The organism is Polaromonas sp. YR568 (assembly GCF_943372955.1).
In the GTDB taxonomy this organism is placed as follows: Bacteria; Pseudomonadota; Gammaproteobacteria; order Burkholderiales; family Burkholderiaceae_C; genus Polaromonas.
Window position 1 is genome coordinate 189,720 of the sequence record NZ_CALSAL010000005.1, and the last position, 18,536, is coordinate 208,255.

15 protein-coding genes are annotated in these 18,536 nt (G+C 64.3%); 7 read left to right on the top strand and 8 right to left on the bottom strand.

Annotation, left to right across the window (positions count from 1 at the left end):
• Positions 1-25: 25 nt before the first annotated feature.
• Positions 26-442 (bottom strand): Cu(I)-responsive transcriptional regulator, encoded by a 417-nt coding sequence (gene cueR, locus AAG793_RS13765; RefSeq protein ID WP_341909071.1) that lies wholly within the window; start codon positions 440-442, stop codon positions 26-28.
• A complete protein-coding gene (locus AAG793_RS13770; protein ID WP_341909073.1) occupies positions 439-2,916 on the bottom strand; it encodes a heavy metal translocating P-type ATPase in 2,478 nt (825 codons plus the stop codon). Before AAG793_RS13770 ends, cueR begins: the two co-directional genes overlap by 4 nt.
• Positions 2,917-3,102: 186 nt before the next feature.
• Here AAG793_RS13770 and AAG793_RS13775 point away from each other — a divergent pair, with 186 nt between their 5' ends.
• The 4 genes from AAG793_RS13775 to AAG793_RS13790 all read left to right on the top strand — a co-directional run bounded on the left by AAG793_RS13775 (position 3,103) and on the right by AAG793_RS13790 (position 6,801).
• A complete protein-coding gene (locus AAG793_RS13775) occupies positions 3,103-3,291 on the top strand; it encodes a heavy-metal-associated domain-containing protein (RefSeq protein ID WP_341909075.1) in 189 nt (62 codons plus the stop codon).
• 109 nt (positions 3,292-3,400) lie between these two features.
• Positions 3,401-4,270: an archaetidylserine decarboxylase gene (asd, locus tag AAG793_RS13780; RefSeq protein WP_341909077.1), complete on the top strand. Its 870-nt coding sequence runs from the start codon at positions 3,401-3,403 to the stop codon at positions 4,268-4,270.
• A 115-nt stretch (positions 4,271-4,385) separates the two neighbouring features.
• Complete coding sequence (locus tag AAG793_RS13785; protein ID WP_341909079.1) at positions 4,386-5,861, top strand: M20 family metallopeptidase; 1,476 nt, start codon at positions 4,386-4,388, stop codon at positions 5,859-5,861.
• Positions 5,862-5,901: 40 nt separating this feature from the next.
• Positions 5,902-6,801 (top strand): lysophospholipase, encoded by a 900-nt coding sequence (locus AAG793_RS13790; protein ID WP_341909081.1) that lies wholly within the window; start codon positions 5,902-5,904, stop codon positions 6,799-6,801.
• Here the strand turns inward: AAG793_RS13790 and AAG793_RS13795 are convergent.
• Genes AAG793_RS13795 through AAG793_RS13805 form a run of 3 tightly spaced genes read right to left on the bottom strand, consistent with a single transcriptional unit; the run spans position 6,798 to position 9,944 of the window.
• Positions 6,798-7,970, bottom strand: a complete 1,173-nt coding sequence (locus tag AAG793_RS13795) for an MFS transporter (protein ID WP_341909083.1) — start codon at positions 7,968-7,970, stop codon at positions 6,798-6,800. The genes AAG793_RS13790 and AAG793_RS13795 overlap by 4 nt on opposite strands.
• Complete coding sequence (locus AAG793_RS13800; protein ID WP_341909086.1) at positions 7,967-8,725, bottom strand: 16S rRNA (uracil(1498)-N(3))-methyltransferase; 759 nt, start codon at positions 8,723-8,725, stop codon at positions 7,967-7,969. The genes AAG793_RS13795 and AAG793_RS13800 overlap by 4 nt, the downstream gene beginning before the upstream one ends.
• A 31-nt stretch (positions 8,726-8,756) precedes the next feature.
• Positions 8,757-9,944, bottom strand: coding sequence for a phosphotransferase (locus tag AAG793_RS13805; protein ID WP_341909088.1), 1,188 nt, complete (start codon positions 9,942-9,944; stop codon positions 8,757-8,759).
• 342 nt (positions 9,945-10,286) lie between these two features.
• On the opposite strand from AAG793_RS13805, the gene AAG793_RS13810 reads away from it, so the two are divergent.
• From AAG793_RS13810 to rsmA, 3 genes are read left to right on the top strand one after another with little or no spacing between them, the layout of a single operon-like run.
• Positions 10,287-12,533 (top strand): LPS-assembly protein LptD, encoded by a 2,247-nt coding sequence (locus AAG793_RS13810; RefSeq protein ID WP_341909090.1) that lies wholly within the window; start codon positions 10,287-10,289, stop codon positions 12,531-12,533.
• Positions 12,526-13,923 carry a peptidylprolyl isomerase gene (locus tag AAG793_RS13815; protein ID WP_341909091.1) on the top strand — a complete coding sequence of 466 codons (1,398 nt, stop codon included), beginning with the start codon at positions 12,526-12,528 and terminating at the stop codon, positions 13,921-13,923. The genes AAG793_RS13810 and AAG793_RS13815 overlap by 8 nt, the downstream gene beginning before the upstream one ends.
• A 58-nt stretch (positions 13,924-13,981) precedes the next feature.
• On the top strand, positions 13,982-14,800 hold the full coding sequence (rsmA, locus tag AAG793_RS13820; protein WP_341909094.1) for a 16S rRNA (adenine(1518)-N(6)/adenine(1519)-N(6))-dimethyltransferase RsmA: 819 nt from the start codon (positions 13,982-13,984) through the stop codon (positions 14,798-14,800).
• Positions 14,801-15,022: 222 nt separating this feature from the next.
• Here rsmA and AAG793_RS13825 read toward each other — a convergent pair whose 3' ends face one another.
• From AAG793_RS13825 to AAG793_RS13835, 3 genes are all read right to left on the bottom strand, one after another.
• On the bottom strand, positions 15,023-15,472 hold the full coding sequence (locus tag AAG793_RS13825) for a barstar family protein (RefSeq protein ID WP_341909096.1): 450 nt from the start codon (positions 15,470-15,472) through the stop codon (positions 15,023-15,025).
• Between the two features lie 54 nt (positions 15,473-15,526).
• On the bottom strand, positions 15,527-15,886 hold the full coding sequence (locus tag AAG793_RS13830; protein WP_341909137.1) for a ribonuclease domain-containing protein: 360 nt from the start codon (positions 15,884-15,886) through the stop codon (positions 15,527-15,529).
• A 241-nt stretch (positions 15,887-16,127) separates the two neighbouring features.
• Positions 16,128-18,458 (bottom strand): NADP-dependent malic enzyme, encoded by a 2,331-nt coding sequence (locus AAG793_RS13835; RefSeq protein ID WP_341909098.1) that lies wholly within the window; start codon positions 18,456-18,458, stop codon positions 16,128-16,130.
• Positions 18,459-18,536 lie beyond the last annotated feature (78 nt).

The following is an 18,536-nucleotide window of genomic DNA, read 5'->3' on the forward strand; positions in this document are numbered from 1 at the left end:
CGGGTGGGCCGTTTGGGTGGCTGGCTCAGGCAGCCAGCTCAGAGAGGATGGGACAGTCAGGCCGGTTGTCACCGTGGCAGCAATGTGCGAGGTGCTTGAGCGTGCTTTTCATCGCTTCCATTTCCGCAATGCGCCGCTCCAGATCGGCCACATGCGTGAGCGCGATGCGCTTGACGTCACCACTGCTGCGCCGGGTGTTCTGCCAGAGCTTGAGCAGCTCGGCGATCTCGACCATGCTGAAGCCCAGCGTCCGTGCGCGGCGAATGAAGCGCAGCGTGTGCACTTCCTTGTCGCCGTACTGCCGGTAGCCTGCATCGGTGCGGTGCACCGTGGGCAGCAGGCCCAGCGACTCGTAATGGCGGACCATCTTGGCCGAGACGCCGGAGCGCGCGGCTGCTTCGCCAATGTTGAGCGGGCCTTCGGCAGAAATCGTCTTCTTCATTTTGACCGTCCTTTCCAGCGACGCAGCAACAGCGCGTTCGACACCACGCTGACGCTGCTGAAAGCCATGGCGGCACCGGCGATCACCGGGCTCAGCAGGCCGAGTGCGGCCAGCGGAATGCCGACCACGTTGTAGAAAAAAGCCCAGAACAGGTTCTGGCGGATCTTGGCGTAGGTGCGGCGCGAGATGTCGATGGCGTCGGCCACCAGTGCCGGGTCGCCCCGCATCAGCGTGATGCCTGCCGCATGCATGGCCACATCGGTGCCGGTGGACATGGCGATGCCCACATCGGCGGCGGCCAGCGCTGGCGCGTCGTTGATGCCATCGCCAACCATGGCCACGCGGCCGCCCCGCGTCTTCGGGTTCTGCCCGAGTTCCGCGATCAGGCGGGCCTTGTCTTCAGGCAGCACCTGCGAATGCACGATGTCGATGCCCAGTTGCTGCGCCACCGCCTTCGCGCTGCCGGCGTTGTCGCCGGTCAGCAAGGCACTGCCAATGCCCAGTGCATGGAGCTTGGCCACGGCTGCGGCCGCGCTGGGCTTGAGGGTGTCGCCAAACGCCAGCAGACCGAGCAGACGTGGCTGGGCAGTCACCTGCGGGGTCACCTGCGCGCCCATATCAGCCAGCCACGAGACGGTGCGGCCTTCGGCCTCCAGCGCTTGGGCGCGCGCCGTCATCGGCGACAGGTCCACGCCCAGCTCCTGCATGAAGCGCGGGCTGCCCAGCCGCAGTTGGCGGCCCTCCACCACCGCCGACATGCCGCGCCCTGCCACCGCGCGCACCTCGGTGGCCGCCCACACCGGGCTGGCCTCTTCTTTCGCTCGGCGGGTCACGGCGCGGGCCAGCGGGTGTTCGCTGCCGGATTGAATCGCGGCGCTCAGCGCCAGCACCATCTCGCGTGTCTCCACGTGGGGGCCAGCATGCGGGCTGACATAAGGGTCCAAGGCGACCAACTCCGGATGGCCCTGGGTGAGCGTGCCGGTCTTGTCGAAGGCCACCATGCGCACCTGGTGGGCCACTTCCAGCGCCTCGGCGTCCTTGATCAGGATGCCATGGCGCGCCGCCACGCCGGTGCCGGCCATGATGGCGGTGGGCGTCGCCAGACCCAGCGCACACGGACAGGCAATCACCAGCACCGCGACGGCGTTCAGGATGGCTGTTTCCCAGTTGCCGGTGGTGAGGCCCCAGCCCAGCAGCGTCGCCAGCGCAATCACCAGCACCACCGGCACAAACACCGCGCTGACCTGGTCGACCAGCCGCTGGATGGGCGCTTTCTTCGCCTGCGCCGATTCCACCAGCCGCACGATGCGGGCCAGTGTCGATTCAGCGCCAATCGCGGTGGTCTTCACCACGATCAGACCCTCGCCATTGATAGCGCCGCCCGTCACATGGTCACCGGCGTGCTTGTTGACGGGCAGGCTTTCGCCGGTGATCAGCGACTCGTCCACTTGCGTGGCACCTTCCACGATCTCGCCGTCCACCGGCAGGCGCTCGCCCGGGCGCACCACCACCAGATCGCCAAGCCGCACCTGCGACACCGGCAGCTCGCGCTCTTCGTTGCCCTGCCGCACCCGCGCGGTGTCGGGCCGCAGCGCGTTCAGCGCGCGGATGGCTTCAGTGGTCTGTCGCTTGGCGCGTGCCTCCATCCACTTGCCGAGCAACACCAGCGTGATGACCACGGAGGACGCCTCAAAGTAAAAATGCGCCATGCCATGGTTGCCGTGCACCAGCAGCTGATAAACGCTCAGGCCATAGGCGGCCGAGGTGCCGATGGCCACCAGCAGATCCATGTTGCCGGTGCCTGCGCGCACTGCCTTGAAGCCGGCCACATAAAAACGCCAGCCCAGCCAGAACTGCACCGGTGTGGCCAGCGCCAGTTGCCACCAGCCGGGCAGCATCCATTCACGCCCGAACAGCATGCCGACCATTGGCAAGGCGAGCGGCGCCGACAGCGCAGCGGCCAGCGCGATGGGCCACCAGGCGACGCCCTTCGCGGCGGTAGCGCTGGCGTCCGGCGCGAGTTCGCTGGCCTCGTAGCCAGCCTTCACGACGGCGGCGATCAACGGCGCGGCACCGCCAGCGCCCGCCATCTGCACCTCGGCTGTTTCGGTGGCCAGATTCACCTGGGCCGACAGCACGCCGGGCACCTGGCGCAGCGCTTTCTCGACCCGGCTGACGCAGGAGGCGCAAGTCATGCCGCCAATCTGCAGGCGCAGGGTCTGCTGGCCGACGCGGTAGCCGGCTTTTTCCACTGCGCTGGTCAGCGTGGCCATCGACATGTTTGCCTGCGCGGTCACGCTGGCCTGCTCGGTGGCCAGGTTGATGCTGGCCTCGGTCACGCCCGGCACGCTGGACAGTGCGCGCTCCACGCGGGTCGCGCATGAGGCGCAGGTCATGCCCTCCACAGGGAACTGCCAGGAGGCCAGCGCGGGGGATGGGCTGGCCGGAAGGGTGGTGGATGTGTTCGTATTCATGTGGGAGAGTTTGAACCCTTCCATCATGGCAAGGTCAAGCAGGGGTTGCGCAATGCCCCTTTTGGCAGTCAGGGCAATCGTGCGCTGGCTTGAGTTTGCCCCCGTGGGAAGGTTCAGACTTCTCTTACTTTCTTCTTTGCCGCAGCTGTTGCGGTGAATTGTTGATTGCACACCCAAGGAGTTGTCATGGAATTCGTTGTACCCAACATGAGCTGCGGCCATTGCGTCAAGGCCATCACCGAAGCCGTCAAGGCGCTGGACCCGAAAGCCGAAGTGGCAGTGGATCTGCCGGCCAGAAAAGTCACCGTTGAATCCGGCAGTGACCGGCAGGCGGTGGTGGCGACGCTGAATGAGGCGGGCTACCCCACGAAGTGATTCGGTATGAATTGGCGCGCGCAGCGCCGCGTGCAAGGGCGACAGACACGGGCAAACCCCCGGTGGTGCCCCGATAGAATCGGGCGGTCTTCGACTACCGCCCTTTTTTGTGTCTGAACGCTCCGCTGTCTGGCTCCAGTACCTTTTGCCCAAGCAGGCCCTTACCGCCTTCGCGGGCTTTGTGGCCTCGCGCGAGCGGGGCTGGGTCACGACAGCCATCATCCGGCGCTTTGTGGCGAAATACCAGGTCAATATGGCCGAGGCGGCCAATCCGGACATTGCCAGCTACCGCAGCTTCAACGCCTTCTTCACCCGCGCGCTGAAGCCCGGCGCGCGTCCGCTGGCCAGCGCCGACCTGATCTGCCCTGTGGACGGCGCCATCAGCCAGTTCGGCGCCATTGAGCGCGACCAGATTTTCCAGGCCAAGGGCCACCGCTATTCCACTACCGCGCTGGTGGGCGGCGACGCGGCGCTTGCCGCGCGTTTTGACAACGGCAGCTTCGCCACGCTGTACCTCAGCCCGCGCGACTATCACCGCATCCACATGCCCTGCGACGGGCGGCTGGTGCGCATGATCCATGTGCCGGGCGATCTGTTTTCCGTCAATCCAACCACGGCGCGCGGTGTGCCAGGCCTGTTCGCGCGCAACGAGCGTGTGGTCTGCGTGTTCGAGTCGGCGCTCGGTCCCTTTGTGCTGGTGCTGGTGGGTGCCACCATCGTCGGCAGCATGGCCACCGTCTGGCATGGCGTGGTGAACCCGCCGCGCCCGGGGCAGCTGCGGCAGTGGGACTACCCGGCCGGCGACCAGCCAGCACCTGAGCTGCGGCAAGGTGACGAAATGGGCCGCTTCCTGCTGGGCTCCACGGTGGTGATGTTGTTCCCGAAGCGCTTTGGTCCAGGCCCCGTCGCCTTCAACCCTGCATGGGCGCCGGGCCGTGCCATCCAGCTCGGTGAGGCGATGGCTTCCTGCGGCGCTTGATCTGTTGACTTGGGCGGTTGTCCCACAAGCGGTAGCAGGGTTTTGGCGGGAGGCGTAAAGTAAGGAGCTGGCGTCGGGCCGGTGATCGCCGGACGACCGCCTTCTGGAGCCCCGCATGAATGCCCCCCTGCACCGCGAAATTCCCGCCAGCATCCTCAATGCCACCGAGGCCCTGAACCAGGTCAGCGCCCAATGGGATGGCGACATCCTCCGGCAGATCACCGACTACATCGCCATCCCGGCGAAGTCGCCCACGTTTGACAGCGACTGGGCACAACACGGCCACATCGACACCGTGATGCGCAATGCCGCCGCGTGGGTCGAGGCGCAGAAAGTGGAAGGCCTGACGCTGGAAGTAGTGCGTCTCGAAGGCCGCACGCCGGTGCTGTTCTTCGAGATTCCAGCCACGCGCGCCGGGTCCACACAAACTGTCCTGATGTACGGTCACCTGGACAAACAACCCGAGTTCAACGGCTGGCGCAAGGACCTGAGCCCGTGGACCGCCAAATACGAAGACGGCAAGCTCTATGGCCGCGGCGCAGCCGACGACGGCTATGCGGTGTACGCCAGTATTGCAGCCATTCAGGCCCTGAAGGCGCAGAAGGTGCCGCACCCGCGCATCGTCGGCCTGATTGAAACCTGTGAGGAGAGCGGCTCCTACGACCTGCTGCCCTATGTGGATGCGCTGCGTTCGCGTCTGGGCGAGGTGGCGCTGGTGGTCTGTCTCGACTCCGGTGCCGGCAACTACGACCAGCTCTGGCTCACCACCAGCCTGCGCGGCAACGCGGCGGGTGTACTGAAGGTGGAGGTGCTGACCGAAGGCGTGCACTCTGGTGATGCCAGCGGCCTGGTGCCTTCGAGCTTTCGTATCCTGCGTCAGGTGCTGGACCGGCTCGAAGACAGCAAGACCGGGCGCCTGTTGCCGCAAAGTTTTCACTGCGAGATTCCGGCCGACCGGCTCGCACAGGCCAAAGCCACGGCGCAAATCCTCGGCGACGAAATCTACAAGCGCTTCCCGTGGGCGCACTACGACTGCGAAGGTGCCAGCACGTTCGCCCTGCCCACCACGACAGACCCGGTCGAGGCGCTGCTGAACCGTACCTGGCGCCCCACGCTGAGCGTGACTGGTGCCGAAGGCTTTCCGACGCTCCAGGATGCAGGCAATGTGCTGCGGCCCTACACCGCCTTCAAGCTGTCGCTGCGCTTCCCGCCGCTGATCGACGCGGCCGCCGCCGTGCAGGAGCTCAAGACCCTGCTGGAAGACAACGCACCGTATCAGGCGAAGGTGACGTTTGAAAGCAATGGTGGCGCCACCGGCTGGAATGCGCCCAGCACCGTGCCGTGGTTCGAGAGCGCGCTCAACGATGCCTCGCAAAGCTTCTTTGGCGCAGCTTGCGGCACCATCGGCCAGGGCGGCACCATTCCGCTGATGAACATGCTGAGCAAGGGCTTTCCGAAGGCGCAGATGATGGTCTGCGGCGTGCTCGGCCCCAAAAGCAATGCCCACGGACCGAATGAGTTCCTGCATGTGCCTTATGCCAAGAAGCTGACGGCCGCAGTGGCGCACGTGATGGCCCGCGTGCCAGGCTGATGCGGCGCCGCCCGCACAGCGCCTGAAGCGAAACGCCCGCATGCAGCCGACTGTTCTGGCGCCTTTCACCGCGCGCGACGGTGAAAACCTGGCGGTGTACGACTGGCCACTCGATGAGTGGACGCTCGGCCTGGGGTTGGAGCCTGCACCGCCGCGTGCCCTGGTGCTGATGGTGCATGGCTTGGGTGAGCATGTGGGCCGCTATGCGAATGTGGCGCACAAGCTGCTGGACTGGGGCTTTGCGGTGCGCGCCTATGACCAGCGCGGCCACGGCGAGTCGGGTGGCGCGCGTGGTGTGTTGCCCAGCGACGATGCGCTGCTGGAAGACCTGGCCGAGATCGTTGACGACACGCGGCGGCACAGCCTGCAGCCGGAAGGGGTGACAGAGCCTTTGCCCTTGATTCTGTTGGGGCACAGTCTGGGTGGGCTGGTGACGAGCCGCTTTGTGTCGCTGGGTTTGCGCCCGGTCGATGGCCTGGTGCTGTCGTCGCCTGCGCTCGATGCCGGCCTCAACCCGCTGCAAAAGCTGCTGCTCGCGGTGTTGCCCCGTGTGGCGCCCGATCTCACCGTGGGCAACGGACTCGATGAGCGCTATCTGTCGCACGACCCGCAGGTGCTCGCGGCCTACCGCGCCGACCGATTGGTGCACAACCGCATCTCGGCCCGGCTGGGGCGCTTCATTGCCGACAACGGCCCGCCCACCATCGAAGCGGCCGCGCGGTGGTCCACGCCGACCCTGCTGCTTTATGCTGGCGCTGACCGGCTGGTCAATCCGGCAGGCAGCCGGGCTTTTGCCAGGGCGGCTGCGACGTCAGCGCAGGTGAAGCCGGGCATGGTGACCAGCCAGTGTTTTGATGGTCTCTACCACGAGCTCTTCAACGAGCAGTTTGCGACGCCGGTCTTCGATGCGCTGAAGGCCTGGCTGGATGCCCGGTTCTAGGCTACGGCACCCGCCCGGCTGCGGCGCAGCGCCAGCCAGCCTAGGGCCAGCCCGGTCAACGCCAGCGGGAACAGCGAGCCGACATTCAGCAGCGTCCAGCCCTGCGTGGTGACCAGCACACCCGACGACAGCGAGGACAGCGCCAGCACGACGAACACGCAGAAGTTCAGCGCGCCCTGGGCCTTGTCTTTTTCTTCCGGTCGGTAAGCGGTCAGCGCCAGTGTGGTGGCGCCGGTGAAGAGGAAGTTCCAGCCCAGCCCGAGCAAAAAGAGCGCGGCGAGAAACTGCGTGAAATCTACCCCCGACAGCGCAATCAGCACGCACCCGATGTTCAGCACCAGACCGACCGCCATGATGGGCAGGGTGCCAAACCGCTTGATCAGGTGGCCCGTGAAAAATCCGGGTGCAAACATGCCGATCACGTGCCATTCCAGCACGGTGGCCACATCAGAAAACGGCAGGCCGCAGGTCTGCATGGCAATCGGCGTGGCTGCCATCAGCAGGTTCATCACGCCGTAACCCAGTGCGCCGCACGCTGCGGCGATGATGAAGACCGGCTGCCGAACAATCTCGCCCAGCGGCCGCCCGCCGTGCGAACCGGTCGTCTCGGCAACTGGCGGAAAGCGAATCTGGCTCAGCAGCCCCATGGCCAGCAGCGCGACGCCGGCCAGCGCCAGATACGCGCCGGCGAAGGGCACGTCGGTCAGGCTGCGCGTCTGTGCGGCCAGATTGGGGCCAGCGATCGCACCGAGCAGGCCGCCCGCCATCACCAGAGAAATGGCCTTTTCCCGAAAGGCCGGAAGCGACAGCTCTGCGGCCGCAAAGCGGTACAGCTGGGCATTGGCTGCGTAATAGCCGGCCACCACAGTGGCCACCACCAGCAGCCAGAAATTGCGGCTGTAGGCGGCATAGCAGCACAGCAGCGCCGATGCCACCGCCACCGCCAGACCGAGCTGGAACGAAGCCTGCCGGCCAAAGCGGCGCTGGGTAAAGGCCACCGGGCCGGTGGCCAGTGCACCGCCGACCACATAGCCCATCACCGGCAGCGTGGCCATCCAGCCTAACGGCGCCAGATTGAGACCAACCAACCCGTTGATGGCGATAAAGGTGACGTTGTTGGTGAGGAACAGGCCTTGGCAGACCACCAGCAGCCAGAGGTTGCGGTTCATGCGGCGCCCCCCAGCAGGGCGAGGCAGGCCAGCGGCGCGGTTTCAGCACGCAGCACGCGTGGCCCGAGGGTGACAGCCACAAAGCCAGCAGCCATTGCGGTGGCCTCTTCGGACGGGCTCAAACCGCCTTCAGGACCACTGAGAAATATCAACGGGCCCGAGGGCGCGGCGCGCTGGACGAGGGGCAAGGCGCTGGCCTGCAAGGAGAGCAGCAGCCGGTTGGCCAATGGTGCGCTGGCGGCGGGAGCCGGCAAGGACGCAAGCCAGTCGGTGAGGCTGAGCACCTCATGGATCACGGGCAGGCGATTGCGGCCGCACTGCTCGCTGGCAGCGCCGGCCACCGCGCGCCAATGCGTCAGTTTCTTGTCGGCCCGCTCGCCCTTCAGGCGCAGCACGCTGCGCTCGCAGACCAACGGCTGGATGCTGGCCGCCCCCAGCTCGCTGGCTTTCTCGACCAGCCAGTCCATGCGTTCGTTGGCGGGCATGCCCATGGCGAGGTGGATGGCGCGCGGCAGCTCGCGTGCGGTGGCCTGGTAGGCGCCGACGGTGACTTCCACGTCGCTGCGGCCCATGCGGGTGATGGTGGCGGTGAACTCGCCTTCGCTGACACCGTCACCGTTGCCCAGGCCGTTGAAGAGCACGATGGACTTGCCGGGCTGCAGGCGCAGCACCTGCACATGGCGTGCGGCCTGCTCCGGCAGGGTGACCGTCAGGCCTGTGGACAGCGGGATGTCGGCGAAAAAACGCGCGCTCACGGCGGGCCCACATCAAGCAGTGCGATGCCCATCAAAAGGTGTACCCGATTCGGGTCTCGTTGCCTTCGATTTCGTCGAGCAGCACCATCAGCGGCCCGAGCTGGCGGTAGCGCGCCGCGGTGTTGCGCACGTAACGGATGAAGCGCGGCGTGTCGGCCAGGTATTTGGGCTTGCCGTCGCGCAGCGTGAGGCGCGCAAAAATGCCCAGCACTTTCAGGTGGCGCTGCAGGCCCATCCATTCAACGGCACGGTAGAACTCGCCAAAGTCATCGCCCACCGGCAGGCCGGCGGCGCGCGCCTTCTGCCAGTAGCGCACTGTGACATCGAGCACAAAGTCTTCCTCCCAGCTCAGGAAGGCGTCGCGCAGCAGGCTGGCGATGTCATAGGTGATGGGGCCGTAAACCGCGTCCTGGAAGTCAAGTACCCCTAACCGTGGTTCAGCGCGTGTTGTGTGGGACATGAAATTTTCCGACGGGCCGCCCCTAGGAAAATTAGCCCCTTGAGGGGGCAGCGTAGTACGCGAAGCGACAAGCGTGGGGGCTATTAAATTCCTGGGCATGAAGTCGCGGTGAACGAACACGCGCGCGCCGTCCAGTGCGTTCAGGTTGCTGGCCTTGATCTGCTCGAACAGGCCACTCAGCTTGCCCTGCAAGCCGGCATCCACCGCGATGCCGCGGTGTTTTGCGACATACCACTCGGGGAACAGCGCCAGTTCACGGGACAACAGGGCGTCGTCATAGGGTGGCAGCACGCCGGGCCGCGAGGCCAGCTGCCAGCCGATCAGGGTGTCGATGGCGGCCATGTACAGCGCATGGTGGGCTGGTGTGGCCACGGCCACTGCGTCAGGCCCCTCGGGCGGCGCAATCACCTCCATCATGGTCTGGCTGCCGAGATCGCTGAGGAGCATGAAGCCCTGCAGCTCGTCCCACGCCAGCACCTCGGGCGCAGACAGGCCTGCGTCGTGGATCAGGCGGGCGATGTCCACGAAGGGACGGCAGTTCTCCAGTGCCGGGGGCGCATCCATGATGATGTAACTCTTCGCATCATTCGTGTGGCCGGGCTCTGCATCAACGCGGAAATAGCGTCGAAAGCTCGCATCGGCCGATGCGGGACGCACGGTATCGGGCAGCAGGGCATGCTGTGGCGCCACGGCGTGCAGCCACTGCGAAAAAGCGCTGGCGCGCGCGGCATCGGTCCAGGTGATCAGGGGCGTTGTCATGCGGCAACGACGGCTGCTGTGCAAGCGCGCCGGGTCCGTGTTGGCACCCTGTGGTGTGTAAAGGGTGCAGGAGGGTGGGTCATGGATAATCGGGCCTGATTTTACAAATGGGTTTATCTCACATTCACGATGCGCCCGGCATCTCCCTTGCCCTTTATTCTTTCCCCGGTAGCGCGCGCGGTCTCGTGGGTGGTGCTGGGCGCCTTCTGCGGGGGGGCAGGGTTGGCGCACGGCCAGACGCAGGCCGCACCGGCATCACTCGCCACCCCATCGACCTCGCCGGTTGCTGAAAGCACGGCCGGGCAGGTGGTCGGTGAGGGGCTCAAGCTCAAGAGCACGCCCATGCTGGCGGAGGAAGTCTCCAGCCGGCCGGAAGACAAGGGACCGACCTTTGTCTTCGGTGACCGCGTCACCGGGCGTCCCGATCTGGACACGCTGATTGACGGCAACGCCGAACTCCGCCGCGGTGCTACATCGATTCGCGCCGATCGCATCGAGTACTACCAGCCGGATGACCAGGTCAAGAGCCGCGGCAACGTGCGCATCAACCGCGCCGGTAACCGCTTTGACGGCCCCGAGCTGGAGATCAAGCTGGACCGCTTCGAGGGCTTCTTCACTTCACCGGGCTACCGCTTCCTGAGCAATGGCGGCAATGGTCGCGCCGAGCGCATTGACTTTCTGGACGACAAGCACCTCACGGCACGCAAGGCCAGCTACACCACCTGCGAACGCAACAACGAGGCCACCTGGGAGCCATCCTGGGTGCTCACCGCAGACAGCTTCGAGTTTGATCTTGAAACTGATGTCGGGGTGGCTAAAAATGCAGTGATCCGGTTCAAGAAGGTGCCCATTCTGGCGTTCCCGTCGGTGAGTTTTCCTTTGAGCGACAAGCGCAAGTCGGGTTTATTGCCGCCGACGATTGCCACCAGCTCGGTCAGCGGCTTTGAGTACCGGCAGCCCTACTATTTTGATATCGCGCCCAACCGCGATGCCACGCTGTCGCCGGCGTACATCAGCAAGCGCGGTGTGGATCTGGCCGGGGAGTTCCGTTATCTGGAGCCCGGGTATTCGGGCACGCTGCGTGCAAATATCCTGCCTGGCGACAAGTTGCGTAACCGCGACCGGTGGTCCTACAGCCTTCAGCACACCGGACCGATCAACACCGGAATCGCGTCAGTGGGGGCGGTGGGCCTGTCGATGAACCTGAACCGGGTCAGTGACAATGATTACTGGCGCGATTTTCAGACGCCGGGCGCCGCTACCTCCCAACGGCTATTACCTAACGATGTCATTTTGTCGTGGGGTCGAGGTTTCTTTGGCACTACGCTTCGCACGATCAAATGGCAGACCCTGCAAGACGTCACTTCTCCCATCACGCCGCCATATGACATATTGCCGCAGATCACGGCAAACTACACGCGAGTCGATGCTCCGTTGCTTGGGGTGGGTCGGGGTTTTGACTGGTACGTTCTGGGCGAGTTGACCCGGTTTTCTGCAGACCGTAGCCTGACGCGACAGCCGAACGCCAATCGCGCGGTCACCCGGTTCGTGGCGAGTTATCCAATGCTGGGCGTTGCTGGTTACGTTACACCCAAGATCCAGTTGCATGCGACTAATTACCAGTTCGACTCAACGCTGGCCAATGGTTCGACCAGCGCATCACGTGTGGTGCCGACATTTAGTCTTGACAGTGGCCTTCAGTTTGAAAGAAGTACTGATTATTTCGGTCGAAGTTTTACCCAGACCCTGGAGCCGCGCGCCTTTTACGTGCGGACACCCTTTCGCGACCAGAGTAATCTGCCCAACTACGATTCGGGCCTTACCGATTTCAATTTTGCGACCGTCTTCACGGAAAACGCCTTCGGTGGCAATGACCGTATCGCGGACGCCAACCTGCTGACTCTGGGCGTGACTTCCCGCTTGCTGGAGCCCTCTACCGGGGCAGAGGTGGTGCGGGTGGGTGTGGCCCAGCGCTTGCGTTTTGCAGATCAACGTGTGACGACGCCAGGCGCTCTTCCGATTACCGATCGTGTGAGCGATTTGTTGGCTGGCGCCTCGATTAGTTGGACACCGCAGTGGGCTTTTGATGCCACTGTGCAATACAACCAGAAAATTCGTCAATCAGAACGAGCGTCCATTGGGGTGCGCTACAACCCCACGCCTTATCGTGCGATCAGCGCCGCATTCCGCCGCCAGCGCAATGTGAGCGAACAGATTGACGTGGGCTGGCAGTGGCCGGTCAACGACCTGTGGGGCGACAAGGGCCTGGACCTCGGCGAGGGGCGCGGGCAGGGCGGTGGACGCCTCTACAGCGTGGGCCGCCTGAACTACAGCACGATCGACAAGAAGCTGGTGGACTCGGTCATCGGGTTCGAATACGACGGATGCTGCTGGATTGCCCGCCTGGTACTTCAGCGCTCGTCGAACAGCATCAGCAACTCCAACACCCGCATCCTGTTCCAGCTGGAGCTGGTCGGCTTCTCGCGCATTGGTGCAAACACCCTCCAGACGCTCAAGTCAAATGTGCCGCGTTATCAGTACTTGCGTGAGAAAATCGAGGCTCCGAGCCGCTTCACCACCTATGAATAATCCTTCTTCCGCAAAATTCAGCCTCGTCCCGGGCATCCTGTCTGCACTGGTCTGTGCACTGCTGCCGGCACTGGCCGTTCACGCGCAGGGACTCAGGCCGGTGGTGCCTGCCCAGCGCCTGCTGGGTCCCGCCGCTGCCCCGGCGCCTGCGGGCGCAACACGGCAGGCCGATTACATCGTGGCGGTGGTGAATTCCGAGCCGATCACCAACACCGAGGTGCGCGTGCGGCTGTTGCGCACCGAGCAGCAGATTGCACAGCAGGGCCTGGCGATGCCGCCGCGCAGGGAGATGGTGACCCAGATCCTGGACCGCATGATCATCGACAAGGCGCAGCTCCAGCTGGCCAAGACCTCAGGCATCCGTGTCGAGGAAAGCGCGGTAGAGGGCGCGGTGGAAACCGTGGCCCGACAGAACCAGATCACGGTCGAGGAGCTGCGCCGCCGCCTTAGGGCCGATGGCATTGACTACAACCAGTTCCGGTCTGAACTGCGTGATGAAATGCTGGTCAGCCGCTTGCGTCAGCGTGAGGTGGAACCCCGTGTGGTGGTCACCGAGCAGGACATCGACCAGTTCCTCGCCGAGCAGGCGGGCGCAGGCGCGGCCACGCCCGAGGCGCTGAATCTGGCGGAAATTCTGGTACCAGTCCCCGAGACTGCGACCGCCGATCAGGTGTCGGCCTTGCAGGCCAGGGCCCAGCAGGTGGTGGAGCGCGCGCGCGCCGGTGGCGATTTTGCGGCCCTCGCCCTGGAGTTCTCTGGCTCGGCCACCCGCAGCACGGGGGGGCAGATGGGCTTGCGCGACGTGGACCGTTATCCACCGCTGTTTGTGGAGGCCGTCAAGACCCTGCCCGTCGGTGGTCTGGCCGGTCCGGTCCGAAGTGGCGCCGGTTTCCACATCCTCAAGGTGATTGAAAAGCGCCAGGCGGGCATGCCCAGCATGGCCATCACACAGACCCGCGCCCGGCACATCCTGCTGCGGCCCAGTCCGCAGTTGAGCGAGGCTGCCGCCATCGAAAAACTGGCCGGGCTGCGCCAGCAGGTGGTGGCCGGACAAGCCGATTTTGCAGCGCTGGCCCGTGACAACAGCGAGGATGCATCGGCCAAAGACGGCGGCGACCTCGGTTGGGCGGGTCCGGGCTTGTTTGTGCCTGAGTTCGAAAATGCCATGAATGGCCTGGCGCCGAACCAGATTTCGCAGCCGCTGGTGTCGCGTTTCGGTGTTCACCTCATCCAGGTGCTGGAGCGCCGCAATACCCAGCTGTCACCGCGCGAGCAGCGGGAGCTGGCGCGCAGTGTCCTGCGCGAGAGAAAACTGGGCGAGGCCGTCGCCCTGTGGGCGCAAGAGGTCCGGGGCAGGGCCTATGTGGAATACCGGGAAGCTCCCCAGTAACCCAATTGTTTGGTGATGGCTGGCCTGGCCCGGGCCTGCGCACGCCTGATGGCATGACGTGAAACACATTCCCCGTAAGCGCTTCGGCCAGCATTTCCTGACCGATCAGGGAATCATTGAGGACATCGTGCGCGCGATTGCGCCCGAACCCGGTCAACGCGTGGTCGAGATCGGTCCCGGCCTTGCCGCGCTGACACAGCCGCTGGTGGAGCGCCTGGGCCGGCTCACCGTCATCGAACTCGACCGGGATCTGGCCAGCCAGCTGCGCTCCCATCCGCAGCTCCGGGTGGTCGAATCCGATGTGCTCAAGGTCGATTTCCTGCGGCTGGCGCAAGAGGCGTCTTGGCCCGGTGAGAAGGACTTGCCCACTATCCGGAAACTCCGCGTCGTGGGCAACCTGCCCTACAACATTTCCACCCCGATCCTCTTTCACCTGCTCGATGCGGTGGATGTCATTGAAGACCAGCACTTCATGCTGCAAAAGGAAGTGATTGACCGCATGGTCGCGTCGCCTGCCACCAGCGACTACGGTCGCCTCAGCGTCATGCTGCAGTGGCGCTACGCGATGGAGAACGTGCTTTTCGTCCCGCCGGAGAGCTTCGACCCACCGCCGCGTGTCGACAGTGCGGTGGTGCGCATGGTGCCGCATGCCGAATTTGTCCCGCTCCGCGTGGCCGCCCTCAGCGAGCTGGTGCAGGTCGCCTTCAGTCAGCGGCGCAAGCTGCTGCGCCACACGCTTGGCAAATGGCTGGACCAGCGGGCTTATTCGGGTGTGTTTGACGTCCAGCGCCGGGCTGAAGAGGTGCCGGTGGCGGAATACGTGTCACTCGCTCACAGCCTGACTGGAGAGGCACCATCAGCCGCCAGCGACGCGTGACGGTGGCATGAAAAAAGCCCGCAAAAGCGGGCTTTTTGTGCAGCTGAAGTCAGCGACTTCAGGCAGCCGCGAGCCAGTAACCCGCGTTGAACGGACTGCTCATGCGCAAAGCCAGTGGCGACACGTCTACCAGTTTGTCGGTAGGCATGGGTTCTTCACCTTCTGCAACTGCTTGCTGGGCCTCATTCGCCCGATCCCCTTGGCCGATGTCTGGGGAGCGGGCTACAGAAAAGAATAGAAGCATCTGAACGGGATCTTTCGATCCGCCCAGTAGTCCGCGGCATCCCTGAAGATGTCGAGCAGCTGCTCGCGCGCTTCCTTGTCGAACTTGGCGTGGGCAGGAATCTGCTCCAGCACCACGATAAAGCCCGGCTGCGGGCCAGACTTGTGGACCAGGTCGGTCATGCAGTCGTACAGCGCATCGAAGTTCTTCCCGAAGTGGGCCGGGAAGGTGTACTGGGCTGCAATCATGTCCAGCACGTCCTGCTTGCTCTGTGCGTTGCACAGGTTGGCATACAGGAAGTGCTGGTTCAGGTGCGTCGCGGCATCCTGCAGGTCCTGCACGCGGAACGCGCGAATCGACTGCACGATGTTCGGACGCACGCCACGCAAGGGCGTTTCGTGGTCCTTGCGCGCAGGAGCGTCGCTGTCACGACGAAGTGGTGTATCCATCTCCGCTACTCTTTCTCTTAGGTCAACAACTCAAAGTGACAATCACGGTTCAGCTTACTGAACGATTCTGCGAAAACTCGCATAGTGATCGTCGGTGTAATAACAGGCATCAGGCGTGGTGGGCTTCTGGCCACCACACACAATGCGCCGGGCCCCCCGGCTTCGCTCACCTGGCGTTCTGACGGTGTACTCGCGGTAATACCCGCGTTGCCTGATCGGGAGAAACCGCTCCCGATTGCCAAAAACCGTTCCGTCCTTGTCGTACCGGAAGGGACCGCCTTGATAAATGAGCTTCATCACGTCGCGCCCCTGGGGCGGCAACTGGGCGACTGAGATGGTCTCGGCCGCCAGTCCTGGAGGGCTCTTGGCGTGCACCGCGTTGGTGCATCCGGCGAGAGCGCCGCCGATGAGCATCGGCAGGACCACCAGCAGGGCGGCATTCATCTGCCGCCATCGCCCCAACCCTTTGCGCCACATGAAAAAAATCCTTTACTTGATTCCAGATTTAGCCCGGATGCTTCCGGGTTAACCCTGAAAATTCAAGAACGGTAGTTTGCCGCAAGTCGCGGCAAAAGGCAAGTGGATGCTGAAAATTTAGGCAGGCGCGCAGGGGAATAAGTGCATCAAAAGTATGCACTTGCTCACTATTTACGCATTATCTGGCCGCGTTGGCGTCCGCAACTGTCAGAGCTGTCATATTCACGATCCGGCGCACGGTGGCGGTCGGTGTGAGGATGTGCATGGGTTTGGCGGCACCCAGCAGCACCGGGCCAATCGCGATGTTGCCGCCAGCCGCTGTCTTGAGCAGGTTGTAGGAGATATTGGCCGCATCAATATTGGGCAGCACCAGCAGGTTGGCCTCGCCGGAGAGGGTGCTGTTCGGCATGATCAGCGAGCGGGCGCCGGCGTCCAGCGCCACATCGCCGTGCATTTCGCCGTCCACTTCCAGCCAGGGGGCCTTTTCCCGGAGCAGGTCGAGGGTGCGGCGCATCTTCAATGCACTGGGCTGGTCGGAGGAGCCGAAATTGGAGTGCGACAGGAGGGCGGCCTTGGGCTTGATGCCGAAGCGCATCATTTCCTCGGCGGCCATGGTGGTGATTTCGGTCAGCTGCTCCGCCGTCGGGTCGTAATTGACATGGGTGTCGAGCAGGAAGACCTGGCGGCCCGGCAGCATCAGGCCGTTCATGCAGGCGTAGGTGTTCACGCCTTCGCGCTTGCCGATCACCTGGTCCAGGTAAGACAGGTGGTGTGCGGTGGTGCCCCAGGTGCCGCAGATCAGGCCGTCCACGTCACCCTTGTGCAGCAGCATGCCGGAGATCAGCGTCAGGCGGCGACGCATTTCGATCTTGGCCATCTGCACGGTCACGCCGCGGCGCTCCATGATGCGGTGGTAGGTCTGCCAGAAGTCGCGGTAGCGGTGGTCCTGCTCGACGTTGACGACGTCGTAGTCCAGCTCTTCTTTCAGGCGCAGGCCGAATTTCTCGATGCGCTGCGCAATTACGGACGGACGGCCGACCAGCGTGGGCCGTGCCAGACCTTCGTCGACCACGATCTGGCAGGCGCGCAGCACGCGTTCTTCCTCGCCTTCCGCGTAGGCCACACGCTTGCGTGCGGCGCTCTTGGCGGCGGTGAAGATGGGCTTCATCATGGTGCCAGAGGCGTAGACAAAGCTCTGCAGCTTCTCGCGGTAGGCGGTCATGTCCTTGATCGGACGCAGGGCGACACCGCTGTCGGCTGCCGCCTTGGCCACTGCCGGCGCGATCTTCATCATCAACCGCGGATCGAAGGGCTTGGGAATCAGGTACTCGGGGCCGAAGGCGAGCTTCTCGCCCACATAGGCGGCGGCCACCACCTCGCTCTGCTCGGCCTGGGCCAGCTCGGCAATCGCATGCACCGCAGCGATTTCCATCTCGATGGTGATGGTTGATGCGCCGGCGTCCAGCGCGCCGCGGAAGATGTAGGGGAAGCACAGGACGTTGTTGACCTGGTTCGGGTAGTCGGTGCGCCCGGTGGCCATGATGGCGTCGTCGCGGACCGCTTTGACCTCTTCTGGCGTGATCTCCGGGTTCGGGTTGGCCAGCGCCAGGATGATGGGCTTGGCGGCCATCTTCGCGACCATGTCTTTTTTCAGCACACCGCCGGCGGACAGGCCGAGGAAGATGTCTGCGCCGTCGATGACCTCGCCCAGCGTGCGCGCGTCCGTCTTCTGGGCGAACTGGATCTTGTCCTCGTCCATCAGTTCGGTACGGCCCTCATAGACCACACCGGCCAGGTCGGTGACGTACACGTTCTTGCGCTCAATGCCAAGCTTGAGCAGCAGGCTCAGGCAGGCCAGCGCAGCGGCGCCCGCACCCGATGTGACCAGCTTGACGTCGCCCGGCTTCTTGCCGACCACCTTGAGCGCGTTCAGCACTGCGGCGCCCACGGTGATGGCGGTGCCGTGCTGGTCGTCATGGAACACCGGAATCTTCATGCGCTTGCGCAGTTCGCGCTCCACATAGAAGCAGTCGGGTGCCTTGATGTCTTCCAGGTTGATAGCGCCGAAGGTCGGCTCCAGCGACGCGATGATGTCCACCAGCTTGGCGGGGTCCTTCTCGTCGATCTCGATGTCGAACACGTCCACGCCGGCGAACTTCTTGAACAGCACGCCCTTGCCTTCCATCACCGGCTTGGAGGCCAGCGGGCCGATGTCGCCCAGGCCCAGCACGGCAGTGCCGTTGGTGACGACGGCCACCAGGTTGCCCCGGCTGGTGTACTTGAACGCGTTGTTGGGGTCCTTGACGATTTCCTCGCAGGGCGCGGCCACGCCTGGCGAGTAAGCCAGCGCTAGGTCGCGCTGGTTGGTCAGTTGCTTGGTCGCTGCGATGGCCACCTTGCCCGGGGTCGGAAACTCGTGGTATTCGAGCGCTGCACGGCGCAGTTCAGCGCGTTTTTCTTCACGGGGAGTCACGCCGTTGGCGGGCGTTGCAGCGGGGGTGGTCGACATTCAGTGGGTCTCCAGCAGACGCGGCCGGTGAGGCCGTCAATTTCGTGTAAGGGTTTGCGATTGTAGGCGCATGCAACA

Excerpts from the sequence above, each read along its gene's own strand:
- cueR (WP_341909071.1), bottom strand. The coding sequence starts at position 442 with ATGAAGAAGACGATTTCTGCCGAAGGCCCGCTCAACATTGGCGAAGCA.
- AAG793_RS13770 (WP_341909073.1), bottom strand. The coding sequence starts at position 2,916 with ATGAATACGAACACATCCACCACCCTTCCGGCCAGCCCATCCCCCGCG.
- AAG793_RS13775 (WP_341909075.1), top strand. The coding sequence starts at position 3,103 with ATGGAATTCGTTGTACCCAACATGAGCTGCGGCCATTGCGTCAAGGCC.
- AAG793_RS13785 (WP_341909079.1), top strand. The coding sequence starts at position 4,386 with ATGAATGCCCCCCTGCACCGCGAAATTCCCGCCAGCATCCTCAATGCC.
- AAG793_RS13790 (WP_341909081.1), top strand. The coding sequence starts at position 5,902 with ATGCAGCCGACTGTTCTGGCGCCTTTCACCGCGCGCGACGGTGAAAAC.
- AAG793_RS13795 (WP_341909083.1), bottom strand. The coding sequence starts at position 7,970 with ATGAACCGCAACCTCTGGCTGCTGGTGGTCTGCCAAGGCCTGTTCCTC.
- AAG793_RS13805 (WP_341909088.1), bottom strand. The coding sequence starts at position 9,944 with ATGACAACGCCCCTGATCACCTGGACCGATGCCGCGCGCGCCAGCGCT.
- AAG793_RS13810 (WP_341909090.1), top strand. The coding sequence starts at position 10,287 with ATGCTGGCGGAGGAAGTCTCCAGCCGGCCGGAAGACAAGGGACCGACC.
- AAG793_RS13815 (WP_341909091.1), top strand. The coding sequence starts at position 12,526 with ATGAATAATCCTTCTTCCGCAAAATTCAGCCTCGTCCCGGGCATCCTG.
- AAG793_RS13825 (WP_341909096.1), bottom strand. The coding sequence starts at position 15,472 with ATGGATACACCACTTCGTCGTGACAGCGACGCTCCTGCGCGCAAGGAC.
- AAG793_RS13830 (WP_341909137.1), bottom strand. The coding sequence starts at position 15,886 with ATGCTCATCGGCGGCGCTCTCGCCGGATGCACCAACGCGGTGCACGCC.
- AAG793_RS13835 (WP_341909098.1), bottom strand. The coding sequence starts at position 18,458 with ATGTCGACCACCCCCGCTGCAACGCCCGCCAACGGCGTGACTCCCCGT.